Raw genomic sequence first — 21776 nt, 5'->3', positions numbered from 1 at the left:
GCACAGGGGCGCGACCGGGCGCACCGGGACCGCACGCGCCACAGGCCGCACGCCCCCGTGAGGACCCCCGTACGCTGAGTGGGGAAATCGGACCCGGGGTGTGCGCGGCGCGCCCCGGGCGGGGACGGGAGCTGAGAGCGGGTTGGGTGCAGTCATCACGTGGTGGGGTCATGCCACCTGTACGGTCGAGGACTCCGGCGTCCGGGTGCTGACCGACCCGCTCTTCACACGCCGGCTGGCGCATCTGCGGCGCAGGCTGGGTGCCGTACCGCCGCCGGAGGCCGCCGTCGCGGATGTCGTGCTCGTCTCGCATCTGCACTCCGACCATCTGCATCTGCCGTCGCTGGCGGCGCTCGCGCCCGGCACCCGGCTGATCGTGCCGCGCGACGCGGCGCGGTCCGTGCCGGGGCTGCGCCGGCTGGACGCCCGCGGTGGCCGGGCCGGGGCCGGACTGCGGATCACCGAGGTCGAGGCGGGTGACGAGGTGGCGGTCGGACCGCTGCGGGTACGGGCGGTGCCGGCCCGGCACGACGGCCGCCGGCTGCCGGTGGGCCCGTACCGCTCCCCGGCGCTCGGTTATGTGGTCAGCGGCGAGTCGCGGACGTATTTCGCGGGCGACACGGGGCTCTTCGACGCGATGGCGGACGCGGTGGGGCCGGTGGACGTGGCGCTGCTGCCGGTCGGCGGCTGGGGCCCGCGGCTGGGGCCCGAGCATCTGGACGCGGGGCGCGCGGCCCAGGCGCTGGCCCGGCTGGCGCCGGCCGCGGCGGTGCCGGTGCACTTCGGTACGTACTGGCCGATCGGGCTGGACTCCGTACGGCCGCACGAGTTCTACGCGCCGGGGGACGAGTTCGTACGGCACGCGGCCGAGCTGGCGCCCAAGGTGGCGGTCCATCTGCTGCGGCACGGCGAGAGCGTGGCGCCGGAGGCGGCGGCGTGATCGAGCGGTTCGTCTCCCAGCTGTCGGCGCTGCCGACCGAGTCGACCCAGCAGGCCGTCGGCTATCCGTCGGTGTTCCTGCTGGTGATGCTGGGCGCGCTGGTGCCGGTGGTGCCCACGGGAGCGGTGGTGAGTTCGGCGGCGGTGGTCGCCTTCCACCAGACCCATCCGCTCTCGATGCTCTTCGTCTTCCTGGTCGCGTCGTTCGCGGCCTTCCTCGGCGATGTCGCGCTCTACTGGCTCGGCCGGCGCGGCTTCGGCTCCCGCAACGGCTCCCGCTGGCTGGCGGCACTGCGCCGCCACGCGCCCCCGGACCGACTGGAGCAGGCGCAGCTGAGACTGCGGGAGAACGGGGTGACGGTCCTGGTCCTCTCCCGGCTGGTACCGGCCGGGCGGATTCCGGTGATGCTGGCCTGCCTGCTGGGTGACTGGCCCCTGCGCCGGTTCGCCCGGGGCGATGTCCCGGCCTGCCTGGCCTGGTCGGCGACGTACATGCTGATCGGGATACTGGGCGGCTCACTCTTCCCCGAGCCGTGGGAGGGGGTGCTCGCGGCAGTGGTCCTGACGGTACTCCTGAGCACGGCCCCGACCATCTGGCGCCGCCTACGACGCCCGGGCTCGGGCCCGGGAGCGGGGTCGGAGGGACAGCCGACGTAGGGGGGTGGGTCGGATGACCGGGCTGGGACCGCGCACGCGGGCCCTGCGACGTGGCCGGAAGGCTGCGGCGGCCGTGGCGGGCCCGGCGGCACCGCCAGGCAGCGGGCACCGCGGGCCCAGCAGAGCCGGGGCAACGGCCGAGCGGCCGGGCGCGGGTTCCGGCCGAGGCCGGAGGGCAGGGCAACGGCGGAAGCGTGCCGGCACAGCGCACCGTACCGGCCACGCGGCCGGACGGCCGGTACGGCCCTGCCGGCAGGGCCGAACAGCGGCGGCCAGCGCCCACCTAGCGGTTCGGCCCGCAGGCCGCAGCGTGCCGGACCGCACCGCACGGGCCGTACGGGACCAGCGCGCGGCCGGGCCGCCAGGCCGCCCGCTACCGCTCCAGCGCTCGCCGCCAGATCCGCCAGTGCCAGCGCGACATGCGGCAGCAGCAGCGGATCGGGAGCCGTCAGCGCCGCCAGGAACTGCGCCGCCGGTCCGGCCCGAGGCCGCAGCACGCCGTACGGGAGCGGTGGCGGCCGGGCCGCCGGGCCGCCGGGCCTCGGGCCAAGCGAGCCACCCGCTACCGCTCCAGCGCCTCCGCCAGGTCCGCCAGTGCCAGCGCCACATGCGGCAGGCGCAGCGGATCCGGGGCCGTCAGTGCCGTCAGGCGTTGTGTCGTGTCCGTGCCGAGCAGGGGGGTGGTCGGCAGGCGTACGCGTAGGGCGGCCGGGTCGTCGCCGAAGCGGTGGCCGCCGGGGGTGGCGGTGCCGAGGCGGGTGCTCAGGTGGTTCTCCAACTCCATCGAGTCGGTGACGCCCAGCCCGGCCAGGCGCGGGCGCAGCGGGCCCAGGTCGGCGTAGAGGAAGCGGCCCGCGAGCGGGGTCCTGGCCAGGGCGCCCGCGGTGAGCACGGCGCGGTGGGCGGCGGCGGCCACGCGGCCGTGGAGCGTGGCGGCGGCCCGTGCCCGGGCCGTGACGGCGGCGGGCTCGCCGAGCGCGTGGACGGCAGCCGCGGCGACGGGGCCCGCGACCGTCGCGCCGAGCGCCGTGAGGATGTCCAGCGTCCTGGCCCGCAGCGCGGCGCCGTCCGGGGTCGCGGGGAAACGGGCGACGGCCAGCGGCCAGGCCGCCGGGAGCAGCGAGCCCACCGCGTCGGCGAGGACCACGACCTCGTCGGGCCACATCTCCGCAGGGCTCAGCAGCACCGTCTCGTGCGGGCGGTGCAGCGTGTCGCGCCAGGTCTCGTCGCTGACGACGCGCAGCCCCGCCCCGAGGGCCGCCTCGCAGGTCTCACGGACGAGTTCGGGCGGGGCGACGGTGGCGGTCGGGTCGTCGGCGGGGCAGAGCAGCAGTACGCGCGGCGCGCCGCCCTCGGCCCGTACCCGCCGGACCGTCTCCAGCAGGGCGAACGGATCGGGTACGCCGCCCGCCTCCGCCGAGACGGGCACGTGGTAGGCCGCGCGCCCCAGGAGCCGGGCCTGCGGGGCCCACCAGGCGGGGCAGGGCCGGGGCATCAGCACGTCCCCGCCGGCCGCGGCGAGCAGCGCGAGCAGCAGGGGCCGGACGCCGGGTGCGGCGGCCATGTCGTCGGGCCCGCCGTGCAGTCCGCGCCGCCACCAGTAGCCGCGGGCCGCCTCCCGCAGGGCCGCGCCGCCGCCGGGCGGCTGGGCCACGGGGTGCGGGGCCGCCGCCGCGCATGCCGCGACCAGCTCGGGGAGGACGGGCAGGCCGGTGCCGGGCGCGGCGGGACCGTACCGTACGGGACCTCGGTCCTCGGCTGCCGTGAGCCGCACGGCGACACCTCCCGTCGGGACCGTTCCTACCCTTTGTGCCGTTTATACGGAGGTTACGGAGGTTTGCCGCTCCGTGCCCCCGGACCGGCCCTGGACCAGCCCTGGACCAGCCCTGGAGCGAACCGGACCGCTTGACCCCGCGGCCACGGGGTAGCCGGGTGCCATGACCGATACCTTCGCCGCACGGCTCGACTCCTTGGACCGGCGGGTCTTCCGCTCCGTCGCCGGCCGGCACTGGCCCGGCGCCGACCCGGTGCTGCCCCGGCTGAGCCGCGGCGCCAACCACGGGCTGCTGTGGCTCGGCGCCGCCGCGGGCATCGCCCTGCTCGGCCGGGGCGCGAAGTCGCGCCGGGCGGCCCTGCGGGGCACGGTGTCGCTGGGGCTCGCCTCGGCGGCCGTCAACACGGTGGGCAAGCACGCCGTACGGCGGCAGCGGCCGGGGCTCGACTCCGTCCCGGTCGTACGGCGGCTGAAGCGGCAGCCGTTCACCACGTCCTTCCCGTCCGGGCACGCGGCCTCGGCCGCCGCCTTCGCGACCGGGGTCGCGCTGGAGTCGAAGGGCTGGGGCGCGGCCGTGGCCCCGGTGGCCGCCGCCGTGGCGCTCTCGCGCGTCTACACCGGCGCGCACTATCCGAGCGATGTGGTGGTGGGCGCGGCACTGGGCGTGGGCGCGGCCTTCGCGGTGCGCGGGCTGGTGCCGACGCGCGCCCAACTGCCCTCGCCCGGCCGCCCGTACGCCGAGGCGCCCGCGCTGCCCGACGGCCAGGAGCTGGTCGTGGTGGTCAACCGCGCCTCCGGTTCGGCGGACACGGCGAGCCTGGTGCGCGACGCGCTGCCGGAGGCGGCGGTCGTGGAGTGCGACCCGGAGGAGGTCGAGGGCGAGCTGGAGAAGGCCGCGGGCCGCTGCCGCGCCCTCGGGGTCCTCGGCGGCGACGGTACGGTCAACCGGGCCGCCGCGATCGCCGTGCACCACGGGCTGCCGCTGGCCGTCTTCCCCGGCGGCACGCTGAATCACTTCGCGTACGACCTGGGCATAGAGCACGTCCACGACACGGCGAGGGCCGTGACCGAGGGGGACGCCGTCCGCGTCGACCTGGGGCGCTTCACCCCCGGCCCGGACGGGAAGACGCCGGGCCACTTCCTCAACACCTTCAGCCTGGGCGTCTATCCGGAGCTGGTGCGGGAGCGCGAGCACTGGTCGCCGCGGATCGGCGGCTGGCCGGCCGGGGTGCTGGCGGCGCTGAAGGTGCTGCGCGGCCGGCACCAGCTGGACGCCGAGTTCGAGGGCCGGCGGCGCTCGCTGTGGCTGCTGTTCGCCGGGAACGGGATGTACGAGCAGATGGGCCCCACCCCGGGCCACCGCCGCGATCTCGCCGACGGGCTGCTGGACGTACGGATCGTCCACGGCGGCCGGACCCCGGGCCTGCGCCTTCTCGGCGCCGCGCTGGCGGGCCCGCTCAGCCGCTCACCGTTCCACGCGGCCGAGCGGAGGCGCCGGGTCCGCGTCGCGGGCATCGCGCCGGGCACTCCGCTGGCCTTCGACGGCGAAGTGACCGAGGCGCCGGGCGAGTTGACGCTCGACAAGGCGGCGGAGGCGCTGCGGGTCTACCGGCCGAAGGCCCTGTAGGGCGTTGAGGAGTCCCCGGAACGGTTACCGGGGCTACCGGGTTTGCCGGTGCTCGCGGTAGAGGTCGATGGCGAGGGCGACGGCGGCGTGGGTGGCGGGGTGGGGGTCCTGCCGGCGCCAGATGAGGTGGACGGGGACGGGCTCGGCGTTGCGCAGGGGGCGGTAGATGATGCCGTCGCGGCGGTACTGCGCGGCGGTGGCCTGGGGCGTGACGCCGATACAGCGGCCGGAGGCGATGGCGGCGAGCCAGTCGTCGATGTCGTGGATGTACTCGACGGCGGGGCGTTCGCCTTCGGGCCACAGCCGCACGGTGGTGGTGCCGGTACGGCGGTCGAGGGCGAGGGTGCGTGTGGCGGCCTCGTCCAGGCGGATGGCGCGCCGGCGGGCCCACGGGTCGTCGGAGGCGAGGGCGAGGTAGCGCTGTTCCTCGCCGACGAGGGCGTGTGACCAGGGTTTGAGGTCGAGCGGGGCGCGGATGACGGCGAGGTCGCACAGTCCTTCGGCGAGCCCGCCGGTGGACGAGTTGTGGCGGATGAGCCGGAGTTCGGTCCCGGGGTGGTCGTGGTGCCATCGGCGCTGGAACTCGGTGGTGTGCCGGCCGAAGGCCGACCAGGCGTGGCCGAGGTGCAGTCGGCTGTGGCCGGCGGCGGCCTCGGCGACGAGTTCGTCGGCGCCGGAGAGCAGCGGGCGGGCGCGGGCGAGCACCTGCACACCGGCCGTGGTGGGGGCCACCGTACGGCTGGTGCGGTGCAGCAGCCGCACGCCGAGGGTCTTCTCCAGGGCGAGCAGGTTCCGGGAGACGGCGGCCTGGGAGACGCCCAGTTCGAGGGCCGCGTCGGTGAAGCTGCCGGTGTCGACGATGGCGACCAGGCAGCGCAGGTGCTTCAGCTCCAGTCCGGTGGCGGTCCCCCGGCGTCCGTCCGTACCCTCCATACGATCCATACGCCCAGCGTATCGATAGTGCGGTGCATGCATTTTGCGTATCCCCGGGGAGAGCGCACCGTGAGGCCATGGTGCTGAAGACCTCGCAGGACGCCGGACAGTCCCCCGCCGCCGACGGCGGTGCATCCGGCCCGGGCGGGAGCCGCCGGGCCGGGGTGGCGCTGATGCTGGGCAGCGGGCTGTCGAACCAGGTCGGGGCGTCGGTGGCGGCGCTGGCCTTCCCGGTGATCGGCCCGGCGGGGGTGGTCGCGATCCGTCAGTGGGTGGCCGCCGGGGTGCTGTGGGCGGCCGGCCGGCCGCGCGTGCGCTCGTTCACGGCGGCGCAGTGGCGGCCGGTGCTGGGGCTGGCGCTGGTGTTCGCCGTGATGAACCTGTCCCTGTACGCGGCCATCGACCGCATCGGGCTGGGGCTGGCCGTCACGCTGGAGTTCCTCGGCCCGCTGACGGTGGCGCTGGCCGGCTCCCGCCGCCGGATCGACGCCCTGTGCGCGCTGGCGGCAGCGGCGGCCGTCGTCGTCCTCACCCGTCCCTCTCCTTCCACCGACTACCTGGGCGTCGGTATGGCCCTGCTGGCCGCGGCGTGCTGGGGCTGCTACATCCTGCTGAACCGCGCCGTCGGCCGCCGGCTGCCCGGCCTGGAGGGCTCGGCCGCCGCCGCGGCCGTCTCCGGCGTCCTCTACCTCCCCGTCGGCGCCCTAGTGCTCTGGCGGCACCCTCCGACCCCGGCCGTCCTCGCCTGCGCGCTGGCGGCCGGGGTCCTCTCCTCGGCGGTGCCGTTCCTCGCCGACCTGCTCGCGCTGCGACGCGTCCCGGCGCGGTTCTTCGGCGTGTTCATGAGCGTCAACCCGGTCTTCGCCGCCCTGGTCGGCCTCATCGTGCTCCACGAGCACCTCGATATGGCCGCGTGGGCGGCCATCTGCGTCATCGTCGGCGCCAACGCGGTCGCCGTCACGGCGGCCTCCCCCCAGGACCACCCTTCCGATATCCCACATAACGAGACACCCATCTCACCATCCGACATTCGGGCGTAGCGTGGCAGGACCACTTCACGCACGGGAGAGGGAGTCCGGCCATGCCGAAAGAGACCGCCGTCTACACCCACGGGCACCACGAGTCGGTGCTCCGCTCGCACACCTGGCGCACCGCCGCCAACTCAGCCGCGTACCTCCTCCCCGAGCTGCGGTCCGGCCAGGACGTGCTGGACGTGGGGTGCGGGCCGGGGACCATCACGGCCGACCTGGCGGCGCTCGTCGCCCCCGGGACGGTGACGGCCGTGGACACCGCCGAGGACGTGCTGGACAAGGCGCGCGGGGCGGCGGAGGCGGCCGGGGTGGACAGTGTCCGCTTCGCGGTCGCCGATGTCCATGATCTGGACTTCCCCGACGACTCGTTCGATGTCGTCCACGCCCATCAGGTCCTCCAGCACGTCGGTGATCCGGTACGGGCGCTGCGCGAGCTGCGCCGGGTGTGCCGGCCGGGCGGGGTGATCGCGGCGCGCGACGCGGACTTCGGGGCCTTCGCCTGGTTCCCGGCCGTACCCGTGCTGGACGACTGGCGGGAGGTGTACCGCCGGGTGGCCCGTGCCAACGGCGGTGAGCCCGACGCCGGGCGCCGGCTGCTCTCCTGGGCCCGGGGGGCCGGTTTCACCGATGCCGCGATCACCGCGACGGCTACCACCTGGTGCTTCGCCACTCCGGAGGAGCGCGCCTGGTGGAGCGGGCTGTGGGCGGACCGGACGACCGCGTCCGGCTACGCGGGGCTGGCGGTCGACGGCGGCCACGCGACGGCCGGGCGGCTGGCGGAGTTCGCCGGGGCGTGGCGCGCGTGGGGCGCCGCCGAGGACGCGTGGTTCATGGTGCCGCACGGCGAAATCCTCTGCCGGGTCTGAGGGCAGGGCATCGGCGAGGGGCCGCGCCTCCTCGGTCCGCCGCGGGCTCCCGCGGAGGCGCCCCCACCAACTACCCTGTCGGGCATGGAAATCCTGGGAACCACGCTGCGCGTCTGCGTCGACGACCTGGAGACCTCGGTGGCGTTCTACGAACGGCTCACCGGCAGTCCCGCGCTCCGTTTCGAGCGCGGCGGGGTCTCGGTCGCCGCCGTCGGCTGCTTTCTGCTGATGAGCGGTCCCGCGTCGGAGATCGACGTCCTGCGCAAGGTGACGGCGACCATCGCCGTCAAGGACGTCGAGGAGGCCCGTACGGTCCTCACCGGCATCGGGGCGAAGGTCATCGTGGGGCCGGTCGCCACCCCGGTGGGCCGGAACCTGATCGCCGTGCACCCCGACGGCTCGGTCTTCGAGTACGTCGACCGCAAGGCCGCCGAGGGCCGCTGACGCACGCGGGACCGGATTCACGCGGGACCGGGTTCACGCGGGAAGCGGGTTCACGCGGGCAGCGGATTTCGGAACCGGCTTACGGTACGAGCGCCCCCACCACCAGGTCCGTCAGCAGCGCCGCGCCCGTGCCGTCCGGGTCCAGATCCGGGTCGTAGATCGTCACGTTCAGCCCGACGCACCGCGCCGAGCCGGCCAAGGTCCGCAGCAGCGTGGCGAGTTCGTGCGGGAGCAGACCGCCGGGGTCCGGGCTGTCCACGGCCGGCATGATCTCCGGGTCGAGTACGTCGGCGTCCAGATGCACCCAGAACCCGTCCAGCGCCGGTGTCTCCAGCGACAGCGCCGCCGCGGCGGCCACCTCGGCCACGCCCCGCTCCCGCAGCTCCCCGACCGTGGTGTGGGAGATCTTCAGCCGGGTGAGTTCCGCGCGGTCCTCGTCGCCGTCCCGCATCCCGAAGAGCCGGATGTCCTCGTCCCGCAGATACGGGCGCAGCCCCTCCAGATCGGTCAGCTCCCGCTGCCCGCGCCCGGTGCCGAGGGCCAGCTCCTCGCCGCCCGCCGCGCCGATGGCGGTGGAGTTGCCGGGGTGGCGGAAGTCGGCGGAGCCGTCGATGGCGACCAGCCCGTACCGGCCCCTCCGGCGCAGCGCGAGCGACGCGCCGAGCTGGATGGAGCAGTCGCCGCCGAGCACGACCGGGAAGTCCCCGGCCGCTACGTGCTGTTCGATGCGGTCGGCGAGCCTGGGGGTGTACGCGGCGATCGCGGCGGCGTTGAAGACGCCGTCGCCCTCCTGCCAGTCGCCCCTGTCGTAGCGCGGCGGCACGACAACCCCGCCCTCGCGCGCGCCGAGGCGCCGCACGATGCCCTGCTCGCGCAGGGCGCCCGCCAGTTTGTAACAGCCGGGGACCGTGCCCGGGGCGGGCGGGCGCAGGCCCAGGTTGGAGGGGGCGTCGACGACCACGAAATTCCGCATGCGAACCATCCTCTCTTACGTACGCTGGCGCCTTCATCCTGTTGACGAAGAGAGAGCGAGCGGCGCGATGACCACGCAGCACACCTACCGGGTGATCGTCCGGGGGACCTGGAACGGGCTGCCGGACGACGTACGCGCGCGGCTGCTCGCGGAGGTGGCGGACCACGGGCTCAGCCAGATGCGGTTCACCCCGGACGGGTCGCTGACGTACGACCGCACGCTGAAGCACTTCAGCTACCGCTACGAGCTGCTGTCCGACGCGGCCGACGGCCCGGAGATGGCGGGCGCGCTCGCGGAGGACCGCGCGGAGACGGCGCTGCGCGCGCTGGGCGGCGCGTGGGGCGAACTGCGCGCGACCGTGACCGACATGGACACCATGAAGATCAACCGCAAGGGCCGCTGACCGCCCGGCCCGCCTCCGTACCCCGCCGCCGTACCGGACGCCGCCGGACCTCAGCGTCCGGCGGTGATCGCCCAGCGCTCGTGGTCGCGCCACGCGCCGTCGATGAACAGGAAGTCCGGTGAGAAGCCCTCCGACCGGAAGCCAGCCCGCCGTACGAGCGCGAGCGACGCGGCGTTGGCGGGCTGGATGTTGGCCTCCAGCCGGTGCAGCCCGAGCGGGCCGAACGCGTGGCGCAGGACCAGGCCGAGCGCCTCGGTCATCAGCCCGCGCCCGGCCGCGTGCGCGAACGCGCCGTATCCGAGCGCACCGCACTGGAAGCCGCCCCGGACGATGTTGTTGATGTTGATGAACCCGGCCAGGCGCCCGTCGTCGCGGGCGCGGACGAGATACCCCTCCTTGGCCGGGTCCTCGACGATCCGGCCCGCGTACACCGCGTACGCCCCGGTGTCCTCGGGCGGGAACAGCCAGGGCCGGTGCAGCCGCCTGCTCGCGCGCGCGAGGGCCGCGAACTCCTCGGCGTCGTCGGGGCGGTAGGGGTGCAGCCGGGTGCGGGGCCCCTCGGCGAGCGGGCGGGCGGGGTGCTGGTCGGACATCCGGCCACCCTAAACGGGCGACAAGGTCAGCTCAGCGCGGGCACCGTGGCGTCAGGTCAGCGCGGGCACCTCCATTGTCAGGGACGGCCGTCCTCCGCCCGCCGGCGCGTCCAGCACCGCCGCGACACCCAGCGGCACGGTCGGCGCCGTGTCCGCGTGTCCGAAGCCCAGCTCCTCCACGACCGGTACGCCCAGCGGGCCCAGCCGGTCGAGCAGCACCGCGCGCACGTCGTCGTACGGTCCGCACTCCTTCCAGGAGCCGAGGCCGATCCCCGCGACGCCGTCCAGCCATCCGGCGCGCAGCAGTTGGGTGAGGATGCGGTCGAGGCGGTACGGCTCCTCGCCGATGTCCTCGATCAGCAGCAGCCCGCCCGCCGCCGAGGGCCGCGCGTGCGGGGTGCCCAGCTCCGCCGCGAGCAGGCTGACACAGCCGCCGAGGGTGACCCCGCGCGCCCGGCCGGGCACCAGGGTGCGGGCCGTGTCCGGGGCGAGGGTACGGACGGACCCGGGGTCCAGCAGCGTGGCGCGCAGCGACTCCTGGACCCCGGCGTCCTTGAGGAAGGCGAGGGCGGCGGTCATCGGGCCGTGCAGGGTGACCAGTCCCAGCCGGACGGCGAACGCCTCGTGCAGCGCGGTGATGTCGCTGAAGCCGACGAAGACCTTGGGGCCCGCCGCCCGCATCGCGTCCCAGTCGAGCAGCTCCACCATCCGCTGCGCCCCGTAACCGCCCCGGGCGCACAGCACGGCGCTCACGGACGGGTCGCACCAGGCGTCCTGGAGATCGCGGGCGCGGTTCTCGTCCGTGCCCGCCAGATACGGGAACCGGGGGTGGCGGTCGCGCACATGCGGGCCCGCCACCGGGTCGAGGTCCCAGCCGCGCAGGATGTCGAGCCCCGCGTCGAGCCGCTCCCCCGGTACGGGCCCGCTCGGCGCCACGACGGCGACCCTGGCCCCCGGCCGCAGCCGCGCGGGCCGGGTCAGGGGCGTCACAGGTACCTTCATCGGACCATCTCCAGCGGCGGGACATCGGGACGGGCGAACCCGAAGGTCCTTGCGTACAGGGCGAGTTCGGCCTCCAGCGCCCGGATCATGGTGTCCGCGCGGCGGAACCCGTGGCCCTCGCCCTCGAAGGCGAGATACGCGTGCGGGACACCGCGCCCGGCCATCCGGTCGAGGAAGCGCTCGCACTGGGCGGGCGGGCAGATCACGTCGTCGAGCCCCTGGAGCAGCAGGAACGGCGCGGTGATCCGCTCGACGTGGTGCAGCGGCGAGCGCGCGTGGTAGCGCTCGGGGACCTCGGCGAGCGGTCCGACGAGCGATTCGAGGTAGCGGGACTCGAAGTCGTGGGTCTCGTCGGTGGCCCAGCCGAGCAGATCGAGGATCGGATAGCTGATCGTGCCGCAGGCGTACACGTCGGTGTCGGTCAGCGAGACCGCCGCCGTCCAGCCGCCCGCGCTGCCGCCGCGTACGGCGAGCCGCGCGCGGTCGGCGGTGCCCTCGGCGGCCAGCTCCTCGGCGACCGCCGCGCAGTCCTCGACGTCGACCACGCCCCACTGCTCGCGCAGCCGGTTCCGGTACTCCCGTCCGTAGCCGGTGGAGCCGCCGTAGTTGACCTCGGCGACCCCGATGCCCCGGGAGGTGAAGTAGGCGATCTCCAGGTCCAGGACGAGCGGCGCGCGCCCGGTGGGCCCGCCGTGCGCCCACACCACGTACGGCGGGAGTCCGCCCTCGGGGCCGGTGTGCGCGGGGTGGTGCGGCGGATGGATCTGGGCGTGGATCTCCCGGCCGCCGGGTCCGGTGAAGGTGCGCGGCCGGGAGTCGGGGTAGTACGCGGGGTCCACGGGGTCCTGGTGGGCGGCGCCGATCACCCGGGTCCGGCCGGTGGCGGTGTCCAGCTCCACGATCTCGTACCCGTGGCGCGGTCCCGCCGCGACGCCGATCACCCGGCCGCCGGTGACGGCGAGGGTGGGCGCCCACTCGGTCCAGGGCCCCTCGGCGTCCACGAGGGTGCCGTCGGCCGGGTCGAGCACGCCGAGCGCGGTGGTGCCCCGGCCGTGGATGACGGCGATCCGGCCGTCGTCCAGCGGATGGAACCACTGGGAGCCGATCTTCCAGAGCGGCCCGCCGAACTCCTCCCGGCGGCCGGGGCAGAGGCTGGTGCTCGCGATCACGCCCGGTCCGGCCGCCGCGTCCCCGTCCACCCGCAGGCGCCGCACCTCCCACCAGCCGGAGAGGTCGGAGACGAGGAGCAGCGAGCCGTCAGGCGCCCAGTCGACCTGGGCGACGGACTCGTCGGTGTCCCCGACGACCGGCCTGATCCCTCGGAAGGGCCCGCCGTCGGCCACTTCCCCGAGCATCACCACCGTGCCGTCCCAGGGCATCTGAGGATGGTCCCAGGCGATCCACGCGGCGTGGCGGCCGTCCGGGGAGAGCCGGGGCCCGGTGACGAAGCGGTGCCGGTCGTCGGACAGCTCACGGACGGCCGTACGGTCGTCGGCGGCCGAGCCGTCCAGCGGTACGGCGGCGATGACCCGGCGGACGTCGGTGGGGCCCTTGCCCGTGAACTCCTCCAGTACGCACCAGACTTCGCCCCGGTCGAGTTGGAGCACCGGGTCGGCCCAGCGCAGCCCGCCGCCGATCGCGGACACAGGGGTGAGGGGTCTCGGCTCGCCCGCGCCGTCCGGCTCGTACGCGTACAGCCGCTGGTCGGGGAAGTGGACGAAGACGACGAGCGGGCCGCCGTCGGGGCGGGCGGCGCCGGCCCAGGGCACGCCGCCGTACTCGATGACCCGGCTGCCGGCGTTCCACGGCGCGGGCAGGACCGACTGCTCGCGGCCATCGGCCGTCAGCCGTACGAGCGCGCGCCGGCCGCTCTCGGCGGGGCGCGGCGCCGTCCACCACACCTCGTCGCCCACCGTCCCCACGTACTCGGGGCGGCCGCCGCGCGAGGCGGCGAGGGCGGCGTCGACCGGGGACGGCCACGTTCCGTACGGGATGGCGCTCCGCGCGGTTTCCATCAGGGGAACTCCTCCCGCTCTAGGCGGACTTGAGATAGTGGTCGAGGACCCGGACGCCGAAGTGCAGCGCCTCGACGGGCACCCGTTCGTCGACGCCGTGGAAGAGAGCCTGGTAGTCGAAGCCGGGGGGCAGCTTCAGGGGCGAGAAGCCGTAGCCGGTGATGCCGAGCCGGGAGAACTGCTTGGCGTCCGTGCCGCCCGACATGCAGTACGGCACGGCGTGTCCGGCCGGGTCGAAGTGCTCGACGGCGGCGCGCAGTTTGGCGAAGGTCGGCGAGTCGACGGGCGCCTGGAGGGCGACTTCCCGGTGGTGGAACTCCCATTCGACATCGGGCCCGGTGAGCTGGTCCAGGGTGGTGCGGAACTCCTCCTCGCCGCCGGGCACCATGCGCCCGTCGATGAAGGCCGTGGCCCGGCCGGGGATCACATTGACCTTGTAACCGGCTTCCAGGACGGTCGGGTTGGCGCTGTTGCGCACCGTCGGCTCGACGAGCGCCGCCGCCGGACCGAGCTTGCCCAGCAGCCCGTCCGGGTCAAAGTCCGGTGCGTGGACATCGGTGTCGATGCCGTGCAGCGCGGCGAGTTCGGCGAGGGCGGCCCGTACGGTCGGGGTGAGCCGGACCGGCCAGGGGTGGTCACCGATCCTGGCGACGGCGGCGGCGAGCCGGCTGACCGCGTTGGCGCGGTTCACCTTCGAGCCGTGGCCGGCCTTGCCGTGGGCGGTGAGCTTGACCCAGCCGGTGCCGCGCTCGCCGGCGGCGATCGGGTAGAGCGCCATGCCGGGTCCGGCGTGGAAGGTGAAGGCCCCGGACTCGCTGATGCCCTCCGTACACCCCTCGAAGAGGCCGGGGTGCCGGTCGGCGAGGAAACCGGCGCCGTCCTCGGCGCTGGCCTCCTCGTCGGCGGTGTAGGCGAGGACGATGTCCCGGCGCGGCCGGACGCCGGTCCTGGCCCAGGCCCGGACGACCGACAGGACCATCGCGTCCATGTTCTTCATGTCGATGGCGCCGCGCCCCCACACCACCCCGTCCCGGACCTCCCCGGAGAACGGGTGGACGGTCCAGTCGGCGGGCTCGGCGGGCACCACGTCGAGATGGCCGTGGACGAGGAGGGCGTCGGCGGACGGGTCGGTGCCCTCGATCCTGGCGACCACATTGGTCCGGCCGGGGGTCCGCTCCAGCAGCACCGGCTCGATCCCGGCGTCGGCGAGCCGCTCGGCGACGTACTCCGCGGCCGGGCGCTCGCGGCAGTCACCGCCGCCCCGGTTCGTGGTGTCGATACGGATGAGTTCGGAGGTGAAGGCGACCACCTCCGCCATCGCGGCCTCGTCCGGTACCGCCGCGGACCGCGTGGTCGCGCTGGATGTGGTGGCGTCGGGTGTGGTCGCGTCAGCCATACTGCTCCTCCACCGCCGCCGAGACGATCGTCGTGACCGCCTTGAAGGTACGGATTCCCTCGTACATCGTGTCGCTGGTGAACGACACACGCCGCTCGCCGCTGAGCGCCACCCCCGGGACGACCGTGGCCGCGGCGGACAGATGCGCGGCGTCGCACTCCAGCTCCAGGGTGTACGGGCCGCCCGGGACCGGTTCGTACCGCCCGGCGAGCGCGGTGGCCTCCTTCGCGGCGGCCCGGATGTCGGCGGCGGTACGGGCCGGGGTGCGGCACACCGCCGCGTACCGCGAGACATGGTCCTTGACCGCGACCTTGTGCGCCTCCGGCGCGTACCCGAGCGCGTCCTCGCAGGTCAGGTCGTCGCCGGTGACAAGCACGACCGGCACTCCGTACTCCGCGACGACCCGCGCGTTCAGCAGGCCCTCGCTCGCCCGCACCCCGTTGAGCCAGACCCCCGTCAGCGAGTTGGCGAGATAGGTGTGCGCGAGGACCCCCTCGTCACCGGCGCCGGTGTGATATCCGACGAACGCGATGGCGTCGACATCGCCGCGCTGCACCCCCTCGACCATGGTGAGCGCCTTGTGGCGGCCGGTGAGCAGCTCGGCGCGCTCGTCCAGCCGCTCCAGCAGCAGATTCCGCATGGTCGAGTGTGCCTCGTTGACGAGCACCTCGTCGGCGCCGCCGTCGAGGAAGCCCAGGACGGCGGCGTTGACGTCGGAGGTGAACAGCGGGCGGCAGCGCTCCCACTGGGGTGTGCCCGGCAGGACGTCGGCCGGCCAGGTCACCCCCGTGGCGCCCTCCATGTCGGCGCTGATAAGGATCTTCATGGCGAGAAACGTACGCGCCCCGGCAGGACCGGGCCAGCCCTGTGGACAACCACCGGAGGCCCGGACCGCCGAAGTCACCCCGGACGGCCCATGACCAGGGGTTTCCCCCGAGCGCACGCCTTCCGCACGACCCGCCCGGGGTGATTTACATACCGCAACCGAAACGGCCTCGCTACGCCCGCGCGAGCACGAACCACCGCGCCGGCAGATCGATCCGTGTGCCGTCCGGCAGATGTTCCGTCTGGGGCAGCGCCGTGTCCCCGCTCGCCAGGATCGTCAGCCCCGCCGCCCGCAGCAGCTCCGGCACCTCCTCGTCCGTGGCCCCGGCCGGCTTGAGGCCGTGGGCGAAGACCCGTCTCAGCTTCTCCGGCGGTCCGCCCGGACCCGTCACCGCCTGCTGGAGCACGGCCTTCGACGCGCTGGTCAGCTCCGCGACGAAGGCCCGGCCGCGCGCGCCGAGGAGGGTGGCGACGGCCTCGGCGACGGCGGCCCGGTCCTGCGGTTCGCTCTGGTGGATGACCGCCCGCATATAGACGTTGGTGTCGCCGAGCCGGTCGCGCAGCGCCCGGACCGCCACGCCGTCGACCAGGTCGAGCTGCTCGAACTCCGCCGCCCCCGCCGGGTCCGCGCGGCGCGCGTGGCCGATCGCCGCGTGCGAGAGGTCCACCCCGACCGCGCGGGCGAAGCGGGTGGCGAGATAGCGGGTCTGGGTGCCGTTGCCGCAGCCGAGATCGGCGACCGGGAGGGTGGCATCGGCGTACGGGAGCATTAGTTCGCTGTGGGGTACGGCGCAGAGCGACGGATCGGCGTCCCATATGGCCTCTCCGGGGGCGTCGGAGGTCTCCCGCCAGTAGCCTTCCCACGACGCGCGGTAACGCTGTGACACATCCATCTGGACACTCCCCGGGTCCGGCCCGCCGTCGGCGGGGCACTGCCGACCGGACTACCGTCCGGGTGGCGGGGAGGCAAGGGGTCGGGGCCGTCCGTCACCTTCCGCGCGGCGGGTTGGCGGCCTTGTGGGTGAGCGCCTGCTCGAACCAGACCGTCTTTCCGTGCGCCGAACTGCTGCTGCCCCACTCCTTGGCGAGACCGCTCACCACGCGCAGACCGCGCCCGGACTCGTCGTAACGGCCCGCGGCGAGCAGCGTCGCGGGGGCCGGTTCGTCGTCGGTGACCTCGCACACCAGGGCGTCCGTACGGACCAGCCGCAGCCCGACCCGGTCGGCCCGCGCATGCCGTACGGCATTGGTGACCAGCTCGCTGACCAGCAGTTCGGCGGTGTCCACCGCGTCCGGCAGCCCCCAGTCGAGCAGCCGCTCGCGCACCAGCCGGCGGGCCCTGCCGACCTCGCGCGGGTCGGTGGCGAGTTCGTACACGGCGATGTCGTCGTCGGGGATACCGCCGAGGCGGGCCATCAGCAGCGCCACATCGTCCTTGCGCCCGTCGCGGGTGTTGAGCGCGCGGATGATGGTGTCGCAGGCGTGGTCCATGGAGGCGGCCGGGTGCGCGGCGGACTCGCAGAGGGCGGCGAGTCCGTCGCCGATGTCCGCGCCGCGCACCTCGACCAGGCCGTCGGTGCACAGCACGAGCCGGTCGCCGGGCCGCACCCGTACGGTCGCGGTCTCGAAAGCCACCCCGCCGACGCCGATCGGGGCGCCGGTCGGCACATCGAGGACCTCGGCGCGCCCGTCCTCGGCGCGGACGAGCACGGGCGGGATATGCCCGGCGTTGGCGATCTGGACCTGGGACCTGATCGGGTCGTACACCGCGTAGAGGCAGGTGGCGAGGTACTGCTCACCGAGCCGCTGCGCCAGGTCGTCGAGGTTGCGCAGAAGCTGCGCGGGCGGCATCTCCATGGTCGCCATGGTCTGGACGGCGGTGCGCAGCTGGCCCATCATCGCGGCCGAGTTGAGGCCGTGGCCCATCACGTCCCCGACGACCAGCGCGGTGCGCGAGCCGGGCAGCTTCACCGCGTCGAACCAGTCGCCGCCGATCCGGCCGAGCCGGGTGCCCGGCAGATAGCGGGTGGCGATGTCACAGCCCGCCATACGCGCCGGGACCTGCGGCAGCATGCTGTCCTGGAGGGTCTCGGCGACATTCTCCTGATACGTGTACATGCGGGCGTTGTCGAGCACGAGCCCGGCGCGGGCGGCGAGTTCGGCGCCGGTCGTACGGTCCATGTCGTCGAACGGCTCGCGCTCCGGCCGCCGCATCAGCACCATGAAGCCGAGCACCACATCGCGCGCCTTGAGCGGGACGAGCAGCATGGAGCGGTGGTTGATGAGGGGGCGCAGATCGCGCTTCTCGAACTGTCCCGAGATCCGGTTGCCCGCCTCCTCGCTGATCCGGGGGATCAGCACGGGCTCGCCGGTCACCATGCACTGGAAGAACGGGGTGTGTTCGGGGAAGGCGATGGCCTCGCCGACCGGGACCGTGTCGTCCCAGCGGCCCGGCTCGTCGTTGTGCTCGACCCAGACCCGGTGCCAGATGGTCGTCACGTCCGGCGGACCGTCCGGGAACCCCTCGCCGGCGAGGACGGCGGCGCGCAGATGGGTGCCGGCGAAGTCGGTGAAGCGCGGCACGGCGGCGCTGGTGACCTCGCGGATCGTGCGGGCCAGATCGAGGGAGGAGCCGATCCGGCCGCTGACCTCGTTGAGGAACTCCAGCCGCTCGCGCACCGCGCCGTATTCGAGGTCGAGCTGCGGCCTGGGGGCGGTCCGGCGCCGCGGTGTGCCGTCGCCGGCCGGGGCGCCGGTGGTGCCGTACGCTCCCGGCGAGCGGCGCGGCACGCCCCAGTCGGGGGTGACGGGGACCCGGTCGTGGTGGCTGAACTCCAGGACGGGATAGCCCAGTTCGAGGACCTGCGCGATGATACGGGTGGACTCGGCGGGGCCCATGTTCGGCAGGATGTCCGGCAGCCGCCCGGCGAGCACATCGGCGTCCGGGAACTCGGTGTGCAGGGCGAAGCCCGGGGTGATCCGCAGGACCCGCCCGGCCTCGGAGCCGTCCTCCGTACGGTCGCCATGAGCGGCCCCCGTACCGTCCGGGCCGTCCGGATCACTGCCGGGCCTGAACTGCGCGGCGTCCGCCGCCAGTACGAGATGGCGGCCGGGCCCCGGGCCGACCAGCGGGTAGGCCCACCAGAGCACTTCGAGCCGCTCGCGGCCGGGGTCCGAGACCTTCGCCACCCCGGCGGTCGGGTACGAGCCGCGGGCGTGCAGCCCGGGCCCCAGCTCGTCGTCCGGGTCGTACATCCCGTGGGCCACGCCGCGCTCCTCGTCGGCGAGGGCGCCGGCGACCGGCATCAGATCGCCGGCGTACCGGCCGACCGCGTCCTCCCGGGCGGGCCCGAAGAGCCGTCGCGCGCCGGACGACCAGTGCGACACCAGGCCGTCACCGTCCACGACGACCACGGCGAGCGGGATCCGTCCGGCCGCGGCGAACCGCTCCCGCGGTTCCTGCGGCCCTGACGGAGTGCCACTGTCCATGGGTGGAAGGCTCCTTCCCTGCCGCCGGTACCAGCGGCTCCGCCTCCACGGTACGGCCCCCGGGACGCGATCCGCCGGGCATTGAACCAATAGGTTGTGCGCCCGCGCACAACCCCATAATTGACTGAAATCCAGTCAGTCCTCATGTCCCAGCTGGAGATCGCGCTCGGTGCGTCCGCCGCCCGCCATCCGGAGCACGGTGGCGACCGGCGGGTATCCCGCGGCGATCACCGTGTACTCGCCGGAGGAGAGATCGACAAAGCGGAAGGTGCCGTCGGGACCGGTGGTGAGGGTGTCCACCACATTGCCCGCCGCGTCGAGCAGAGTGACCCGCGCGTCCTCGACGGGACGGTCCCCACCTGCGCGTACGGTGCCGCGCAGCACGGCGCCGCCGGCCAGTTCGATGTCCTGCCGGGTCTCGCGCGACGCCTGCACGCTGACGGGCAGCGCGGCGGGCCGGTAGGCGGGCGCGCTGGCCGCGAGGGTGTACTCCCCGGCCACCAGCTCGGAGATCACGTAACCGCCCTCCCGGCCGCTGCGGGTGGACGCCACGACGTCCCCGCGTACATCGGTGAGCGTCACGGCCGCGTCCCGTACGGGCGCGCCGTCGGCGGTGCGTACGGACCCGGCGAGGCGCCCCGCGCCGCCCAGTACGACATCCAGTTCGACGGGCCGTTCACCGACGGTCACGGTGACGGCCTGTGGCTGGTGCCCGCCGGCCGCCGCGATCATCACATACGACCCGGCGCCCGGGACGCTCAGCGCGTACCGCCCGTCGCCGCCGCTCGCACCGCGCCCGATCTGCCGGCCCTGGACATCGATGAGGGTGAGCGCGGCCCGCGGCACGACCGTGCCGTCGTGGTGCTGGACGGTGCCGCAGACGGCCACCCCCGGCGCGGGCGGACCGGGCGGCAGGGCGACGGGCACCGGCCGGGGCTCGGGGACGGCGCCGCGCGGGGCGGGGAGCGCGCCGGACTCGGCGGCGGGGGCGTTCTGGGACACCAGCGGTAGCTCCTTGAGGAAGAAGGTGATCAACAGGCCGAGCACGAGCACCGGCACGAGATAGAGGAAGATCCGCGGCATGGCGTCCGCGTACGCCTGTACGTAGCCCTCGCGGACGGCGGGCGGCAGCGCGTGGACCGCCTGCGGGGTGAGGGACCCGGCGCCGGGGAGACCGCCGCCGGCGGGGATACGGTCGGCCAGCGCGTCGGCGAGCCGGTTGGCGAAGAGCGTGCCGAAGACGGCGGCGCCGACGCTGCCGCCGATCTGCCGGAAGTAGTTGTTGGCGCTGGTGGCCGCGCCGAGGTCGGACGGCGGTACGGCGTTCTGCACGGCGAGGACGATCACCGGCATCACCAGCCCCATCCCGAAGCCGAGGACCGCCTGCGCGATCCCGCATTCGAGCCGGGAGGTGCCGGCGTCCAGCCGGGACAGCAGCCACATGCCGAGCACCGAGAAGGCGCTGCCGGCCACCGGGTAGATCTTGTAGCGGCCGGTACGGGTGATCAGCCGGCCGGAGGCGACGGAAGCGATCACGATGCCGCCCATCATCGGGAGCATCAGCAGCCCTGACTCGGTGGCGCCGGCCCCGTCGACCATCTGGAGGAAGGTCGGCAGATAGCTGGCCGCGCCGAAGAGCGCCACCCCGACGACCGCGCCGGTCAGCCCGCACACGACGAAGACCCGGTCGCGGAAGAGCCGGAGCGGAATGATCGGTTCGGCGGCGCGGCGCTCGACGGCCAGGAAGAGCAGCGCGCTGCCGGCCGCGCCCGCCGCGAGCCCCAGGATGACGCGGGAGCCCCAGGCGTACTCCGTACCGCCCCAGCTGGTCAGCAGGACCAGACAGGTCGACGCGGCGGCCAGCAGCAGCGCGCCGAGGACATCGAACCGCGCGCGGACCGCGGGCTTGGGGATCTTGAGCACGACGCTGACGACGGCGAGCGTGAGCAGCCCGAAGGGCACGTTGAAGTAGAAGCACCAGCGCCAGGAGACATGGTCGGTGAAGAACCCGCCGAGCAGCGGCCCGGCCACCGAGGCGACACCGAACGCCCCGCCGATGAGCCCCATGTAGCGACCGCGCTCCCGGGGCGGCACGATGTCCGCGATGATCGCCTGCACACCGATCATGAGGCCGCCCGCGCCGACGCCCTGGAGGGCGCGGAAGGCGATCAGCTGGTCCATCGTGCGCGACCAGCCGGCCAGCGCGGAGCCGAGGACGAAGACGACGATGGCGAACTGGAAGACGCCCTTGCGGCCGAAGAGGTCACCGAGCTTGCCGTAGAGCGGCAGCCCGACGGTGGCGGTGAGCAGATACGCGGTGATCGCCCAGGACATCCGGTCCAGGCCGTGGAGTTCGCCGACGATCTTCGGCAGGGCCGTCGCCACGATCATCTGTTCCAGCGCGGCGAGCAGCAGGGCGAGCATCAGCCCGACGAAGACCAGCCGTACCTGCCGGGGACCGAGCGGCGCGGGAACGCCCGGCGGCGCGGCCGGGGGCGGTGTTCCGTCGTGGACGGAGGCGGGGATCAGCGGCGCCGCGACCGCCCCGGAGCCGTCACCGGCATCCGCTTCGACGCCCCCCTCGGCGCCCCCGACGCCCTTCACCAGAGTGGTCCCGCCCACGTACTGCTCCCCTCGTCGCACCTGCGCGGCGTCATTGTTCGCATCGCGCGCCAAGCGGGAGCAAGCGGGAATCCCTCCCCCTAAGGGGAGTGTGACGGGGGGAAGTTGAGCGGGAAAGAGCGCGCCGAGGCGCTCATCAGGGGCTTTCCCGCGGCGGGTCGCGCGGGGGGCGCACTACCGCACCGCG

The 21776-nt window shown here is 74.4% G+C and carries 18 protein-coding genes; 7 read left to right on the top strand and 11 right to left on the bottom strand.

What is annotated here, in order from left to right:
* Window positions 1-142 precede the first annotated feature (142 nt).
* Window positions 143-940: an MBL fold metallo-hydrolase gene (locus tag DVK44_RS29880; RefSeq protein ID WP_114663746.1), complete on the top strand. Its 798-nt coding sequence runs from the start codon at window positions 143-145 to the stop codon at window positions 938-940.
* Window positions 937-1596, top strand: coding sequence for a DedA family protein (locus DVK44_RS29875; RefSeq protein ID WP_228447422.1), 660 nt, complete (start codon window positions 937-939; stop codon window positions 1594-1596). The genes DVK44_RS29880 and DVK44_RS29875 overlap by 4 nt, the downstream gene beginning before the upstream one ends.
* A gap of 562 nt (window positions 1597-2158) precedes the next feature.
* On the opposite strand, the gene DVK44_RS29870 is transcribed toward DVK44_RS29875, so the two are convergent.
* Window positions 2159-3370, bottom strand: a complete 1212-nt coding sequence (locus tag DVK44_RS29870) for an aminotransferase class I/II-fold pyridoxal phosphate-dependent enzyme (protein WP_114663745.1) — start codon at window positions 3368-3370, stop codon at window positions 2159-2161.
* A gap of 163 nt (window positions 3371-3533) precedes the next feature.
* Here DVK44_RS29870 and DVK44_RS29865 point away from each other — a divergent pair, with 163 nt between their 5' ends.
* On the top strand, window positions 3534-4997 hold the full coding sequence (locus tag DVK44_RS29865; RefSeq protein WP_114663744.1) for a bifunctional phosphatase PAP2/diacylglycerol kinase family protein: 1464 nt from the start codon (window positions 3534-3536) through the stop codon (window positions 4995-4997).
* Between the two features lie 33 nt (window positions 4998-5030).
* Here DVK44_RS29865 and DVK44_RS29860 read toward each other — a convergent pair whose 3' ends face one another.
* Window positions 5031-5939 (bottom strand): LysR family transcriptional regulator, encoded by a 909-nt coding sequence (locus DVK44_RS29860; protein ID WP_228447421.1) that lies wholly within the window; start codon window positions 5937-5939, stop codon window positions 5031-5033.
* Between the two features lie 164 nt (window positions 5940-6103).
* On the opposite strand from DVK44_RS29860, the gene DVK44_RS29855 reads away from it, so the two are divergent.
* From DVK44_RS29855 to DVK44_RS29845, 3 genes are all read left to right on the top strand, one after another.
* Complete coding sequence (locus DVK44_RS29855; RefSeq protein WP_114665527.1) at window positions 6104-6970, top strand: EamA family transporter; 867 nt, start codon at window positions 6104-6106, stop codon at window positions 6968-6970.
* Window positions 6971-7011: 41 nt separating this feature from the next.
* Window positions 7012-7827, top strand: a complete 816-nt coding sequence (locus tag DVK44_RS29850; RefSeq protein ID WP_114663742.1) for a class I SAM-dependent methyltransferase — start codon at window positions 7012-7014, stop codon at window positions 7825-7827.
* An 84-nt stretch (window positions 7828-7911) separates the two neighbouring features.
* Window positions 7912-8271: a VOC family protein gene (locus DVK44_RS29845; RefSeq protein WP_114663741.1), complete on the top strand. Its 360-nt coding sequence runs from the start codon at window positions 7912-7914 to the stop codon at window positions 8269-8271.
* 79 nt (window positions 8272-8350) lie between these two features.
* Here DVK44_RS29845 and DVK44_RS29840 read toward each other — a convergent pair whose 3' ends face one another.
* Complete coding sequence (locus tag DVK44_RS29840) at window positions 8351-9244, bottom strand: arginase family protein (RefSeq protein ID WP_114663740.1); 894 nt, start codon at window positions 9242-9244, stop codon at window positions 8351-8353.
* 67 nt (window positions 9245-9311) lie between these two features.
* On the opposite strand from DVK44_RS29840, the gene DVK44_RS29835 reads away from it, so the two are divergent.
* Window positions 9312-9647 carry a DUF6204 family protein gene (locus DVK44_RS29835; RefSeq protein WP_114663739.1) on the top strand — a complete coding sequence of 112 codons (336 nt, stop codon included), beginning with the start codon at window positions 9312-9314 and terminating at the stop codon, window positions 9645-9647.
* Window positions 9648-9697: 50 nt separating this feature from the next.
* On the opposite strand, the gene DVK44_RS29830 is transcribed toward DVK44_RS29835, so the two are convergent.
* From DVK44_RS29830 to DVK44_RS29795, 8 genes are all read right to left on the bottom strand, one after another.
* Window positions 9698-10240: a GNAT family N-acetyltransferase gene (locus DVK44_RS29830; protein WP_114663738.1), complete on the bottom strand. Its 543-nt coding sequence runs from the start codon at window positions 10238-10240 to the stop codon at window positions 9698-9700.
* Window positions 10241-10291: 51 nt separating this feature from the next.
* A complete protein-coding gene (locus DVK44_RS29825; RefSeq protein WP_114663737.1) occupies window positions 10292-11242 on the bottom strand; it encodes a S66 peptidase family protein in 951 nt (316 codons plus the stop codon).
* Entirely contained in the window at window positions 11239-13257 is a 2019-nt protein-coding gene (locus DVK44_RS29820; RefSeq protein WP_114663736.1) for a S9 family peptidase, read from the bottom strand. Before DVK44_RS29820 ends, DVK44_RS29825 begins: the two co-directional genes overlap by 4 nt.
* Window positions 13258-13276: 19 nt before the next feature.
* On the bottom strand, window positions 13277-14653 hold the full coding sequence (locus DVK44_RS29815) for a M20/M25/M40 family metallo-hydrolase (protein ID WP_114663735.1): 1377 nt from the start codon (window positions 14651-14653) through the stop codon (window positions 13277-13279).
* Window positions 14646-15479 carry a M55 family metallopeptidase gene (locus DVK44_RS29810; RefSeq protein WP_114663734.1) on the bottom strand — a complete coding sequence of 278 codons (834 nt, stop codon included), beginning with the start codon at window positions 15477-15479 and terminating at the stop codon, window positions 14646-14648. Before DVK44_RS29810 ends, DVK44_RS29815 begins: the two co-directional genes overlap by 8 nt.
* A gap of 172 nt (window positions 15480-15651) precedes the next feature.
* The gene (locus DVK44_RS29805; protein ID WP_114663733.1) at window positions 15652-16371 is read right to left on the bottom strand and encodes a class I SAM-dependent methyltransferase; all 720 of its coding nucleotides are present in this window, start codon (window positions 16369-16371) and stop codon (window positions 15652-15654) included.
* 94 nt (window positions 16372-16465) lie between these two features.
* Window positions 16466-18967 (bottom strand): ATP-binding SpoIIE family protein phosphatase, encoded by a 2502-nt coding sequence (locus DVK44_RS29800; RefSeq protein WP_114663732.1) that lies wholly within the window; start codon window positions 18965-18967, stop codon window positions 16466-16468.
* A gap of 135 nt (window positions 18968-19102) precedes the next feature.
* A complete protein-coding gene (locus DVK44_RS29795) occupies window positions 19103-21589 on the bottom strand; it encodes an MFS transporter (RefSeq protein ID WP_408055370.1) in 2487 nt (828 codons plus the stop codon).
* Between the last annotated feature and the right edge of the window lie 187 nt (window positions 21590-21776).

It is taken from the genome of Streptomyces paludis, assembly GCF_003344965.1.
Taxonomy (GTDB): domain Bacteria; phylum Actinomycetota; class Actinomycetes; order Streptomycetales; family Streptomycetaceae; genus Streptomyces; species Streptomyces paludis.
The sequence above is the reverse complement of the archived record's forward strand: the minus strand, read 5'-3'. Positions and strand labels throughout refer to the sequence as shown.

Excerpts from the sequence above, each read along its gene's own strand:
- DVK44_RS29865 (WP_114663744.1), top strand. The coding sequence starts at position 3,534 with ATGACCGATACCTTCGCCGCACGGCTCGACTCCTTGGACCGGCGGGTC.
- DVK44_RS29860 (WP_228447421.1), bottom strand. The coding sequence starts at position 5,939 with ATGGATCGTATGGAGGGTACGGACGGACGCCGGGGGACCGCCACCGGA.
- DVK44_RS29855 (WP_114665527.1), top strand. The coding sequence starts at position 6,104 with ATGCTGGGCAGCGGGCTGTCGAACCAGGTCGGGGCGTCGGTGGCGGCG.
- DVK44_RS29850 (WP_114663742.1), top strand. The coding sequence starts at position 7,012 with ATGCCGAAAGAGACCGCCGTCTACACCCACGGGCACCACGAGTCGGTG.
- DVK44_RS29845 (WP_114663741.1), top strand. The coding sequence starts at position 7,912 with ATGGAAATCCTGGGAACCACGCTGCGCGTCTGCGTCGACGACCTGGAG.
- DVK44_RS29840 (WP_114663740.1), bottom strand. The coding sequence starts at position 9,244 with ATGCGGAATTTCGTGGTCGTCGACGCCCCCTCCAACCTGGGCCTGCGC.
- DVK44_RS29835 (WP_114663739.1), top strand. The coding sequence starts at position 9,312 with ATGACCACGCAGCACACCTACCGGGTGATCGTCCGGGGGACCTGGAAC.
- DVK44_RS29830 (WP_114663738.1), bottom strand. The coding sequence starts at position 10,240 with ATGTCCGACCAGCACCCCGCCCGCCCGCTCGCCGAGGGGCCCCGCACC.
- DVK44_RS29825 (WP_114663737.1), bottom strand. The coding sequence starts at position 11,242 with ATGAAGGTACCTGTGACGCCCCTGACCCGGCCCGCGCGGCTGCGGCCG.
- DVK44_RS29820 (WP_114663736.1), bottom strand. The coding sequence starts at position 13,257 with ATGGAAACCGCGCGGAGCGCCATCCCGTACGGAACGTGGCCGTCCCCG.
- DVK44_RS29815 (WP_114663735.1), bottom strand. The coding sequence starts at position 14,653 with ATGGCTGACGCGACCACACCCGACGCCACCACATCCAGCGCGACCACG.
- DVK44_RS29810 (WP_114663734.1), bottom strand. The coding sequence starts at position 15,479 with ATGAAGATCCTTATCAGCGCCGACATGGAGGGCGCCACGGGGGTGACC.
- DVK44_RS29805 (WP_114663733.1), bottom strand. The coding sequence starts at position 16,371 with ATGGATGTGTCACAGCGTTACCGCGCGTCGTGGGAAGGCTACTGGCGG.
- DVK44_RS29800 (WP_114663732.1), bottom strand. The coding sequence starts at position 18,967 with ATGGACAGTGGCACTCCGTCAGGGCCGCAGGAACCGCGGGAGCGGTTC.